Origin of the sequence: Pseudoalteromonas sp. APC 3893 (assembly GCF_030408095.1) — a bacterium.
Lineage (GTDB): Bacteria > Pseudomonadota > Gammaproteobacteria > Enterobacterales > Alteromonadaceae > Pseudoalteromonas.
The window spans coordinates 141423-153466 of the sequence record NZ_JASDCD010000009.1 but is presented as its reverse complement, the minus strand read 5'-3'; the positions used below and the strand labels follow the sequence as shown (position 1 = coordinate 153466).

Sequence of the window (12044 nt, the reverse complement as noted above, 5' to 3'; positions counted from 1 at the left end):
AAAGCTGACCAAAAATTGTACGTTAATTGGTCAGCTTAGTTCGTTTTCCAGAGTTAGCAAATGTAAAGTTTCACTTTTCCAGAGAAAAATTTACATAGTAGCCTGTTATTCCAATATTACGATAAGCCAAAAACTAGCTTCAAAAGTTCGGAAATAAAAAAACCAAACAACGCGCCAATAACCCAACTTTTCCATTGACCTTTATAGCTAGAAGCTCTTTTAATTTCTGTTTGCAAGCTCTCGATAATCCTCGACTGAGAGGCAATATCTACAGCCAGTGAGTTAATCAGTTCCGAATCTACTCCAAGTCCAATTTTTGTTAATATCTCAGGTTCAGACATTAATCGAGGTGTGTTGTTTTCAAGCTCATAAACAATACCCTGAACACTCGCCAATTTGATTGACGGCTTTACTGTAATAACTCCAAGTGTGTGGTTCCCTCTAATGTTAGGAATGAACTCTAAGTTTACATCTACTCCACTGCATAGTGACTTTGCTTGAGCAAATATAGAGCTAAACGAGTCCGGCTTTACTCCAATAATTTCTGTGCGTCCACTACCTATTATTAAGTGCCTTCCATTGCTATTTGAAGACGCCACAATGTATTCTGCAAGGGAATCAACATCTATTTCAAGCAAAGATATACAATCACTGGATTGGTCAATATTTATTGAAATATCTCCACTTTTTAGCTGTTCTAGCGTTTCCATTTTTATTCCAACTCTAATTTTTTAATGCCCCGAGAAAGTCTAAACGCCATTCTTTCAACTGTTTTTCAGGAACAGATACGCTTACATCTGTTGTTGTTCCAGCTAATCGACAAGCCTCCGCCCAACGTTCAGGATCTTGTAATGCAATCAAGGCATCGGTCATTAATATTATTGAAAGTCCTTGTATCATGTCTTGCAAATCAGTTCTTCCAACTGCTTCATACATGTAACCCAACGTGAAGCATCGTGAGGAATGATTACTGAACCTCTTTTCAAGTCTCTGAGCTTCCTTTCTACGTTCCTCACCATCTTTCTTTCGAGATAATGCTGCAAGGCGTTTAGACAAAGCCAAGCCTTCTGTAGCAGCAAACAACGCTTGATCGTGAACAGCTTCTTCATATTTCATACATCTATTTACGCTGGGTAAACCGTTAACAGAGTCCAAATCTCTCTGATTACCAGCATTGGCTATCCTAGACATTTGACGCTCTGAAACTCCCCATCGCTCCCCTATTTGTTTAAACGTCCAACCTTTTTCATTCGCAATTTTTTGAAAAAGGGAAATATTTTTACCTGTCATATACGTCTAGTATACCTCTCGATATTAACCTGTCAAATATGTCTAGTTAATAAGTTTGCATAAATTTTAAACTACTGGGTTTTCGAGTAGATCATTGACTTTTTCTATTTGCTTTAGCCATTCTTTGGTACTCTCACACCGCATTTCAACTGTTGTTTCAATTAAAGGATATACATCTAGCAAGGTATTTTGATTAAAAATTGGCTCGTGATGTGCAATACGATTTCTCAGTCTTCTTATGGTAAAGCAAGCTTGTTTTAATAATGATCTAATCTGGCTCACTGTTAAATTTCCAGCGTTAGGGAAAGTAGTATGAATATAATCGTTCCAAATACGCCCATCATGCCTACTTGTTAACATCTCTTCCCACCAAGATAGCTTTAGTTCAGGCAATACTTTGCCTAACCCTTGGTATTCACCGCCTATTGCAACTAACAAACCTCTTTTATTTTTAAAAGTTAGCGAGTTCTGAAATACTGTATTTGTAGGCCAATCCACCCCATACCTTGAAGCAATTGCGTCACTAATAGCATTACGTAGAGTTATTTCATAAATATGTAACGGAAATAGAAAATTAGATGACAAATTAGCGTTCCATTCATATAACGAAAGAGCTTTAATATTGCAATCAACACCAGCTCTTGCAATCACTGTATTTCTGTATGTTGAAAATCGACTTATTGATAGAGTGTTTTCAATTGCTTCGTATTGCATTACCTTTCCGTATAACATGTTTTTCTTTGCTTTAGTAAACCCAAAGCAGACTTTTAGTTGATCAATTTATTACTTCTGGTAGGATTGATCTTGAGAGCTTTGGATATCCCTGCTAACGCAGCCCACCAAAGACATAAGATAAAGACTAAACCCATGCTTAGGCGTGGGTTTTTTCGTTTTAATGCCCTGTTACTTTTATTCTTGAATAGACATTATTAATAGCCTCTGATATTTGCAACAAGTTACCATTATATTTGTCTGTTACTACTTGCCTTGATGCATAGCCAAACAAATCAGCAACAACACCATGGTCAACATTTCTAGCTAAGTGAATTATTAACGAATCCTCAAATGTTTTAGCTGTAGCCCAATCTAAACCAGCCTTTTTAAGTAGCGTATTAACTTTGGTTCTTAAGTTTGTTGGCTGTTTGTTAATACCGCTTTTAACTGTTCGCTCACTCATTGCAAATTCATTAAGCCGATCATTAAGTAATGCGGGGGCATATTCACTAAAGCCCCGATACGTGCCTAAATTGTGCCTGTACTTCGCTGGCACTTCTTGTTGTTCGTACCAATTAAGATAATGTTCAAGCGCCTGACAAAATACCTCTGGCACTTCAATAATGCGTTCTTTATTTCGACTGTAGGCCGCTGGTAAAACCCACTTCCTGTATATCTCGCCCTTATCACTAATTAACTGGTGTAAGCGCAGCAGATTGTGTTCAGTGAGCGACAAAGGAACGTATGCGAGCTGGCTAATTAGATACCTATCCTTCACCGCATACTTTCCTGTACAGGCCGTGTTTAAAAGCGAACTTATGTCGTTATCAACGAAAATCTGTTTTAACATTATAGTAATTGCATAACCTTAATATTTTGTTATGCAATATAGATTACACTATAACAGTGCAATAACAAGTCAATTCATGCAATACAGCTTTGAGCAGAGAAACGATCGATAGGCAACGGTGTCGAACTTGAAATCCAGAAGCTTTTGCAAGCGCGATTAGGTGTTTTTCTGAGATAAGGGCTTTTAATTGATTTGAAACTTGGTTAATCTGCATGTGAACTCTGTTTTTAGTCATTTTTTTATTGGCGTAACTATTTGATCATTAACAGAGTTCAACTTCAAGTTTTCTTAAGATCCAACCTATGATAAGGTATTAGCAATTCTCAATTCTCAATTATTAATTGCAATTCCAATGCTATAGCGTGAGCTTTACTCAAATGTAATTTGCGTATTTATTATTTCAAGTTTGAGATGCAACCAAAAATAATAGGAGGTATAAATTTAGCCTCTGTAAATGTCATTTTGCTCGCATAAAAGTAATTTTAGATAGGTTATTCCTTCACATTTATTAAAAAAAAGATGTACAATTAAGAGACAACAAAGCTGTGGAGTATTATGAGCGTGGGTAAACTTAACGACATATTAAAGTTTGAAAAAGCTGTTGGCTTATGCCCCTATTGTAAAGAAGAAGTTAAACCTGACGTTTTGATTGGTTATTTCGATCGTCGGGATCTTTGCCAATGCCCTAGCTGTGATAAGTACATCGCTGTTTGTTTGTCTCCTGGTTGCGAACACTATACAAAAGGCTCAATGCTTATTAGTCAACCCCTATGCACTTTATGCATGAAAAAATCCACGCCAAAAATTGGCGGTACCATACTTAAGGTTGCAGCTTCTGCCGCCACCTTAGCTTCTACGCTGTATATTAAGGGTAAGATGGCTGATAAGTAATGCTATCTAATAACTTTTCAAGTTAATAATGCACAAGGCAATTTTAAAGTAAGTTATCCATTACTTCATTATACAAATCTTAATCATCCCTGTGTACATAGATTTCCGTTGTTGAAATGTGACTATGACCCAACAATAGAGAAATGTTTTTATATTTGCGCCATGTTGAATACCAGGGAGCGTGCTATCGCCACTAACGCAGGGCGGTTAATATATAGAAACTAGTTTAATTTACCCCCCTAATCATAGGGTCGATTGCTGGGATTGTGTCGTGGTGAAACAATTAAATATCATTTACCTTATTTATACTTTTAGTATTGCGCAGTAATTCCTTAAGCTCAACTATATAATGTGAGCCCTTTTCACGATCTAAATACCTGATTGATACTTCTTCTACAATGCCTTTATGGGGTTCTAGGGATTTTCCCCTCTAAAGTAACATAAATCGCCATACTCACCATATTTAAAGGCATACAAAGGTGGGTTACTTCTCCAAAGTATGGCAAATTATGAGGTTAACAACCCCTTAAACTTAATTTAATTCCTATGGCTATAAAAAACGAACTATCAATTCTTACCAAAGCTGAGCAGCTTGATCTATATTCTCCGCCGCTATTATCACTTGAACAACAACGATTGTATTTTACGCCAAACGAGATCGAGTTAACAGAGTTGAAAAGTATTCGCCTAAGGAACCACCGATGCTATTTCATTGCGTTATTAGGGTATTTTAAGTCTAAGCCTGTGATTCTTTCACCTAGCTTTAACCTCATCTTTGACGATATGCAGTTTATTTCAACGCAAGTTCAAGGAGGCAAAGGGATCAGGCCTTTCAGCATTAATAAGATGCAGCGTGACCGTATATATCAAAGAATACTGAGGTTATTAAACTATCAGAAATGGGACGAAAGTCTGCACTTTGCGCCGCTGTACGAACATCTTGTTATGGTCGGCAAAGCTTGGCTTGAGCCTCGTTATCTATTCGATGCAGCCGCTGAATATCTAGCAACGCATAGAATTGCCATCCCTAAATATACTGTCTTACAAAAGCTTATCAGTCGTGTTATCCAACAGGTCAAGAAGGCGTTAAATAATAAGCTTCGTATTCATGTTTCATCTGAACTACACGGATTTCTAAATACTATTATCGATGACAAAGATGGGCTCTCCTTAAGCCAGCTTCGAGCCGGTGCAAAAAGCGTTATGGTGACAGAGCTAAAAAAAGAACTGACGGTGTATCATCAGTTACAGCCTTATACAAGACAGATTGATAATGCTGTTAAGGGCTTAGCCTTATCGTCTAAAAACCAACAACACTTCGGTGAAATGGTGGATTATTATGGCAGTAAACTAAAACGCTTTAAGCGTCCACAGCAACACCTATGGTTGCTGTGTTTTCTGACTCAACGCATACGGCAAAGCCTAGAGCGATTGGCTGATGGGTTTATTCATCATATCCGTAAACAACAAGAAGCTGCGCATGCGTTTGCCCAACAGGCAGTGTTTGACTCATGGAGGTCAGCTGCAGACAATGTCACCAAAGCCGCAGAATTACTGCATCTGTTTGTTGATGACAGTATCGACGATAATCAACCATTTGCAACGGTTAGGCAACAAGCATTAAGTGTAATGAATAACCAAGATATAGAAACGCTATGCCTGTACTTAAAAAAGCAAAAACGCACGGTAGAAGAATATCAATGGCAATATTATGATGATCAAAACGGGTTAATTGAGCAGTTATTAAGGCCCGTGTTTCTATGTCTTGAATGCCAAGCAGGTAAAGGCTCAGAAGCATTAGTGACCCAGCTCAAAACCACAAAAACAGAACTATTAGCAGGTAATACATTGCAAACAATGGATAGTACACTTATCCAACAAAAACATCGTCCATGGTTAATTAACAAGGATGTTGTTCATCCACAGCGATACGAATGGTTGCTTTACCGTCAACTGGCTTCTCGGCTTAATGGTCGAATTTACTTATCAAACGTCACTAAATATCGTGCGCTAGAAGACGACTTAATTGCATCGTCAATACAGCCTGATCTATTGGCATCATCAACATTGGAAAAGCTAAAGCAGCCGATTCAGAAGCTACTGCAAGTAAAACAAATACGCTTAACAACATCCCTAGAAGATGTTGCTCGTCACATTGATAATGGTGATAACCGCAATGTGATCATGAAGAGCCGAAGTGGCACACGATGGCGACTGCCAGTTAAAGGCTCCCAATCACTTGTCAACAACCCTTTCTTTAAACAAATGATCCCCGTCAGTATTGCTGATGTGTTGCGTTATGTTGAACAAGAAACCAACTTTATGCAATGCTTCGCACACGTGCTGCCAATACAAAAACAAGTAGGCGCCAATCAGGATGATTTATTGGCTATTCTAATTGCGAATGCGACACATCGCGGCGTATATGGGATGGCACAAATATCTGATCGCAGTTATGAGCATCTAAGCACTATACAAGCTAATTATATTAGGCCTGAAACCTTGCAAGAGGCTAGTGATATCATCAATAACGCAGTAGCGGCACTCCCTATTTTCCGCCACTATCACATCCAAGAAGACGTCCTGCACGCCAGTACCGATGGGCAAAAATTTGAAACTCACCTTGAGACTTTTAAAACTCGCTACTCCTCGAAATACTTCGGCACCAACAAAGGTATTACGGCCATGACGTTAGTTGCCAATCATAGTGCGTTAAATGCCCGTATCATAGGATCTAATGAGCATGAGTCCCATTATATTTACGACTTACTACAATCTAATACTAGTGATCTTAAGCCAGATGTCCTCTCAACCGACACCCATGGTGTTAATCATGTTAATTATGCCTTATTGGATTTATGCGGTTATAGTTTTGCGCCTAGGTATGCTCAGTTCACCAGTGTGATCAATGACCTATTTAACGTAACTGAAAGCGACGACGGAAACACGCATCTGGCGCTGAAAAAGCCGATAAAAATGAATGTGATTGAAGAAGGCTGGCAGGATATTCAGCGTATTGTGTTATCCCTTCAAGAAAAACGCACAACACAGGCATTGCTAGTACGCAAATTATCTGGTTATCCATCTAGACACCCTATATTACAAGCATTAACGGAATATAATAGGCTCATCAAAGCCCAATATTTACTTGATTATATTGATGATGCAAGTCTGCGCCAATATGTTCAACGAGCACTGAACCGAGGCGAAGCCTGGCATTTCCTCAGGCGAGCTATTGCATCGGTCAATCGTGACCAGTTCCGTGGAAAAAACGAATCAGAAATAGTCGTCTGGAACGAGTGTGCCCGTTTGACGGCAAATGCTATTATCTACTTTAACTCGATGATCCTAAGTCATCTATTACTGCACTTTGAAGAAGTTGGTGACGAGGAAAAAGCAGCAATAACTCGACAAGTATCACCCGTTGCATGGCAGAACATTAATCTGAGCGGCACTTATCAGTTCGCTAGTAACCGCAAACTACCTGATTTACAGGAAATAACTAGGCCTATTGTTGAAAATGAAGTCTAAAATGAAAGGTAACCCAGCTCCACAAGCCATTAACTGCGAGGGTTGTGGCGATTTATGTTACTTTAGAGGGGAAAATCCCTAGAACCCCTAATACTAGTGATCTTAAGCCAGATGTCCTCTCAACCGACACCCATGGTGTTAATCATGTTAATTATGCCTTATTGGATTTATGCGGTTATAGTTTTGCGCCTAGGTATGCTCAGTTCACCAGTGTGATCAATGACCTATTTAACGTAACTGAAAGCGACGACGGAAACACGCATCTGGCGCTGAAAAAGCCGATAAAAATGAATGTGATTGAAGAAGGCTGGCAGGATATTCAGCGTATTGTGTTATCCCTTCAAGAAAAACGCACAACACAGGCATTGCTAGTACGCAAATTATCTGGTTATCCATCTAGACACCCTATATTACAAGCATTAACGGAATATAATAGGCTCATCAAAGCCCAATATTTACTTGATTATATTGATGATGCAAGTCTGCGCCAATATGTTCAACGAGCACTGAACCGAGGCGAAGCCTGGCATTTCCTCAGGCGAGCTATTGCATCGGTCAATCGTGACCAGTTCCGTGGAAAAAACGAATCAGAAATAGTCGTCTGGAACGAGTGTGCCCGTTTGACGGCAAATGCTATTATCTACTTTAACTCGATGATCCTAAGTCATCTATTACTGCACTTTGAAGAAGTTGGTGACGAGGAAAAAGCAGCAATAACTCGACAAGTATCACCCGTTGCATGGCAGAACATTAATCTGAGCGGCACTTATCAGTTCGCTAGTAACCGCAAACTACCTGATTTACAGGAAATAACTAGGCCTATTGTTGAAAATGAAGTCTAAAATGAAAGGTAACCCAGCTCCACAAGCCATTAACTGCGAGGGTTGTGGCGATTTATGTTACTTTAGAGGGGAAAATCCCTAGAACCCCTAATAGGGCGAAAGAACTGGCTGTTTTCAAATACCTGCAATGGTGCATATGCCAGCGCTATACTTTATAGTCTTGTTGAAACCGCAAAGGCAAATAACCTTGTGGTGCATGACTATATATCAATGTGCTTACAGCACCTTGCTGAGCAACCAGATAACCTAGAGCCACTGTTACCTTGGAACATTAAGCAAAGCTAGGTGTCGTTAGCTAGACGCTTACAAAGCAACCAGCTATATGTGGCTGTATTGTTGTGGGGATGATAGGCTGGGAAAAGGCACCAATATAGTCCTGTTTGATTACCATAACAGTCGTGCAGGACACTGTGTGGTTGATTTTCTTGATGGTTACGAAGGCTACATGCACGTTGACGGCTATAAAGCCTACGAGCAAACAAAGGCAACACTGGTTGCGTGCTTAGCCCATATACGCCGAAAATTCATCGAGGCCAAAGGCAATAATAAAAAAACAGTTAAAGCGGATGTGGCACTTAACCTTATTCGCAAGCTCTACGGTATTGAGCAAGCCATCAAAGGTAAAGCGGCCGATGAAAAATTCACCGTTAGGCAGCAAAAAGCCAAACCAATCGTTGATGAATTGTATCAATGGTTACTCAAACACAAAGATAAAACCCCTCCCCAAATGGCGCTAGGTAAAGCAATTACCTATGCGATAAATCAGTTTGAGAAATTCAGGCGTTACCTCGATGATGGCAGGCTCAGTATTGATAATAACCGTGCAGAGCGAGCCATAAAACCGTTCGTAATAGGACGAAAAAACTGGTTATTCTCAAATACCTGCAATGGTGCACATGCCAGCGCCATACTCTATAGTCTTGTTGAAACAGCAAAGGCTAATGACCTTGTGGTGCATAACTATATATCAACGTGCTTACAGTACCTTGCTGAGCAGCCAGATAACCTTGAGCCACTGCTACCTTGGAACATTAAACAAAGCTAGGTGTCGTTAGCTATACGCTTACGTAAGTCCGCTTCTAAAGCTTTACTTAAATACCCTTTGTCACCATACAATTTGTCGTTAGCTATACGCTTACTTTATACTCATTATTATCACAGCTTTCATTTTGCCATATGTCTAAGACGCGTTAAGTAATGTCACCGTTCCTTGGATCGCATCAACTCGAATAAAATCCCCGTCTTTTAAATAAGTACTGGCTTGATCAACACCAACGACACAAGGTTTTCCAAACTCTCTAGCGACAATGGCTCCATGTTGCAGTACCCCGCCTACTTCTAACACAATGGCTTTGCTGTTCATAATTAAAAAAGTCCAACATGGATCGGTTGCATAAGCGACAAGTATTTCGCCGGGACTAAACGCTTTTTCATCAGGAGTGGCGAGTACTTTCACCTTTCCTTCTACCACGCCAGGTGACACACTTCGCCCGTGAAGCTGTCCGTCACTTATTTTGCTAGCTGCATGAAGTATCTTGCCTCTTGAATCAATAAATCTTGGATAGTTACGAACTTTGTGTCGAAATTGTTCCGACCCACGGATGATCGAGTGTGAAAAATCAGCCTCAGGCATCGCCTCATTCAAGTTGATGGATGATTCAAGCTCAGACACTTCAGCAAGAGTTCTATCAAATAAGGTATCTTGGTCTTCCATCTTACCATGTTGTTTTAGCTGCTTTTCGATTGATAGCACACGGTTTCTTAAAATTGATTTATACAAAACCAACCAATGCTTTGGTGTTTCTCTCGTTCCCCCAAATAAGTTGCCCAACTTAAAAGCGTACTTTAATAAACGACGTCGCAACCAACCCATGTCGCCATTTAGCTTGTCATAAGCATTAAGTCTTGATTGCTTGACTTGCTGATGAGCTTGATCGGGTTGAACATGAGTTGATGCCGTTTTAACTAATTGTTTTAGAACAAGCTCTGGAGACTCACCGTATCTGGGAGAAGCAACATCCATATCATTGATTCCTCTAAACCAATATTTTTTTATAAAAACATCCCAAACCGTTAAAAAATCTTCCGGCATATCTCTATTGAGAACCTTACGTTTAAGTTGTTCAATATCTAACCTGGTCTGGCCGTCCGTAACCGATGCGTCCATCAGAGACGCCAGTTGCGACAAGCTAATACCCATTTCCACGATGACATTATCGTCGAATCCGCTAGCCATAGTGTCAGCTAAACTTGCGTGTCTGCGCCCTACTAAGCGCTTAATCATGCTGCTAGCCATAATTCCAACACTCATTGCTGCGAGTGCATGCTCGAATACATGAGTAAACATCATTGTTTCATAGCGCTGACGAAAAGTTGCGATATCGAGCGAGTAATCTACCTCTTGAGTCAGTTTTTTAATATAGTCATCGGCAACTTGTTGATAGTGACGGTGTTGACTCGTAGGAAATATCAATGCTTTGATGATATTGCCAATCATTCGTTTCAGTTTCCAGACTAGCCGAAACATCTTCCAAAGCAAACTTAACTTAAGCCATTTGGGACGCATTTTCAGTTTATATTCTTTAGTGTCTATTTCCCGTAAGATATCCGCCGCTAATACATCAGTGCTCGCAAAAGATTCTGCAATTTTTTTTAACTTGGTAAGCCGCATTATGCTGGATAAATTTAAGTACATCCTGGCACCTTTCACAAAAGCGATCCCTTCTTTGGGGCTAGCGGCAATCTTTAAATCCTGACGCATAACTCGCTCTAATAGTTCGGCATTCCAATGTTCTTCCATTCGAGACATAGGAGCGTTGCTCGCCATTCCTTTTGACAAAGCAACATCCATATAAAGAATTCTTCTCTCACCTGGGGACGTTTGCATCTCAGAAACTAAGGGAACATAGCTGGTAATAGGGCGAGCTTGTAGTAAGTTGAATTTTCCTTGGGCAATTGCCCATTCAATGTCTACTGGTCTATCGTATAATTTTTCTACCTCGATGATGGCTGACGCAATGGCTGCCAGCTGCGATGAGTCTAAAACATAACTTTCCACTCGATCATCTTGATATTCGTTGGTCCCTCCGCGAGTGCATATCTTTACTGACTTGGATTTACATCCCAGGTTGCGTTGCAGTACGGTTCCCGTTTGCTTTTCAATTAAGTATTGATCAGGAATGACATCACCTGACACGACTGTAATTCCTAACCCCCAATTCGCCTCGATGACTAACTCATCAAAATCATTATTTTGGGGGTTCAATGAAAACCCAACACCCGCACAATCCGCATCAATCATAGTTTGCACAATGACTGCGAGCTCTATCGCATCAATCCCAACGCCCACACTGTGTTTATAAGAAAATACTCGGTGGTCTAAACTTGCGACAAAACAGTGACGGATGGCATCCTTTACGTCGGCGGAAACAACATTTAATTCTGACTCGAATATACCCGCAAAGGAATGACTCTCTTGATCTTCTACTGGAGCGGAGGAGCGAACCGCAAATGTTACGGAGGATTGATCTGCGATGCCACCTAATCCGTCATTGATGGCTGCTTGCTGAACCGCAGAAAAGTCTAGAGTCTTTGCAAAATTTTGGAGGGATTGACAATCACCAAGCTCTAACGGTTTTTGATTAAAGTTTACTGGTATCCAAAGCTCATGATTTTTTATTTGCTGATACCAATCGTCAAAAAAGTTCGTGGTTAGAACAAAACCTTGCGGCATAGTGTATCCAGCCTGGTGCAATTTAATTAAGGAAGCAGCCTTGCCTCCTACCTCTGCATTGTTAATGCTAGAATTTGACTGTAAAGATATGCAATATGACATAGATTTCCGATAATTTCGTCGCTATGCGTCGTTATAGACGCGGCAGAGCCCTCAGCAGTAAAAGATAAAAAGCCCTTAGCCTCTAAATAAC

Annotated in this window: 7 protein-coding genes and 3 pseudogenes; 5 read left to right on the top strand and 5 right to left on the bottom strand. The window is 40.1% G+C overall.

Going from position 1 to position 12044, the window contains the following annotated elements; genetic code table 11:
* Nucleotides 1–116: 116 nt before the first annotated feature.
* The 4 genes from QMA12_RS12235 to QMA12_RS12220 form a co-directional block, all read right to left on the bottom strand.
* Entirely contained in the window at nucleotides 117–710 is a 594-nt protein-coding gene (locus QMA12_RS12235; protein ID WP_290210272.1) for a hypothetical protein, read from the bottom strand.
* Nucleotides 711–723: 13 nt separating this feature from the next.
* Nucleotides 724–1290: a hypothetical protein gene (locus tag QMA12_RS12230; protein WP_290210271.1), complete on the bottom strand. Its 567-nt coding sequence runs from the start codon at nucleotides 1288–1290 to the stop codon at nucleotides 724–726.
* A gap of 66 nt (nucleotides 1291–1356) precedes the next feature.
* Entirely contained in the window at nucleotides 1357–2004 is a 648-nt protein-coding gene (locus tag QMA12_RS12225; protein WP_290210270.1) for a hypothetical protein, read from the bottom strand.
* A 178-nt stretch (nucleotides 2005–2182) separates the two neighbouring features.
* Nucleotides 2183–2854, bottom strand: coding sequence for a hypothetical protein (locus QMA12_RS12220; protein WP_290210269.1), 672 nt, complete (start codon nucleotides 2852–2854; stop codon nucleotides 2183–2185).
* Between the two features lie 555 nt (nucleotides 2855–3409).
* Between QMA12_RS12220 and QMA12_RS12215 the strand changes: the two genes are divergently transcribed.
* The 5 genes and pseudogenes from QMA12_RS12215 to QMA12_RS12195 all read left to right on the top strand — a co-directional run.
* Complete coding sequence (locus QMA12_RS12215) at nucleotides 3410–3745, top strand: hypothetical protein (protein ID WP_290210268.1); 336 nt, start codon at nucleotides 3410–3412, stop codon at nucleotides 3743–3745.
* A 546-nt stretch (nucleotides 3746–4291) separates the two neighbouring features.
* Nucleotides 4292–7276: a Tn3-like element ISKox2 family transposase gene (locus QMA12_RS12210; RefSeq protein WP_008126957.1), complete on the top strand. Its 2985-nt coding sequence runs from the start codon at nucleotides 4292–4294 to the stop codon at nucleotides 7274–7276.
* 89 nt (nucleotides 7277–7365) lie between these two features.
* Nucleotides 7366–8118, top strand: a pseudogene (locus QMA12_RS12205) (Tn3 family transposase); the annotation flags it as partial.
* Between the two features lie 87 nt (nucleotides 8119–8205).
* Nucleotides 8206–8403, top strand: a pseudogene (locus QMA12_RS12200) (transposase domain-containing protein); the annotation flags it as partial.
* A gap of 31 nt (nucleotides 8404–8434) precedes the next feature.
* Nucleotides 8435–9163, top strand: a pseudogene (locus QMA12_RS12195) (IS66 family transposase); the annotation flags it as partial.
* A 135-nt stretch (nucleotides 9164–9298) separates the two neighbouring features.
* On the opposite strand, the gene QMA12_RS12190 reads toward QMA12_RS12195, so the two are convergent.
* The gene (locus QMA12_RS12190; protein ID WP_290210267.1) at nucleotides 9299–11953 is read right to left on the bottom strand and encodes a PEP/pyruvate-binding domain-containing protein; all 2655 of its coding nucleotides are present in this window, start codon (nucleotides 11951–11953) and stop codon (nucleotides 9299–9301) included.
* Nucleotides 11954–12044: the final 91 nt, after the last annotated feature.

Coding starts and splice junctions, on each gene's coding strand:
- QMA12_RS12235 (WP_290210272.1), bottom strand. CDS start 710: ATGGAAACGCTAGAACAGCTAAAAAGTGGAGATATTTCAATAAATATT.
- QMA12_RS12230 (WP_290210271.1), bottom strand. CDS start 1,290: ATGACAGGTAAAAATATTTCCCTTTTTCAAAAAATTGCGAATGAAAAA.
- QMA12_RS12225 (WP_290210270.1), bottom strand. CDS start 2,004: ATGCAATACGAAGCAATTGAAAACACTCTATCAATAAGTCGATTTTCA.
- QMA12_RS12220 (WP_290210269.1), bottom strand. CDS start 2,854: ATGTTAAAACAGATTTTCGTTGATAACGACATAAGTTCGCTTTTAAAC.
- QMA12_RS12215 (WP_290210268.1), top strand. CDS start 3,410: ATGAGCGTGGGTAAACTTAACGACATATTAAAGTTTGAAAAAGCTGTT.
- QMA12_RS12210 (WP_008126957.1), top strand. CDS start 4,292: ATGGCTATAAAAAACGAACTATCAATTCTTACCAAAGCTGAGCAGCTT.
- QMA12_RS12190 (WP_290210267.1), bottom strand. CDS start 11,953: ATGTCATATTGCATATCTTTACAGTCAAATTCTAGCATTAACAATGCA.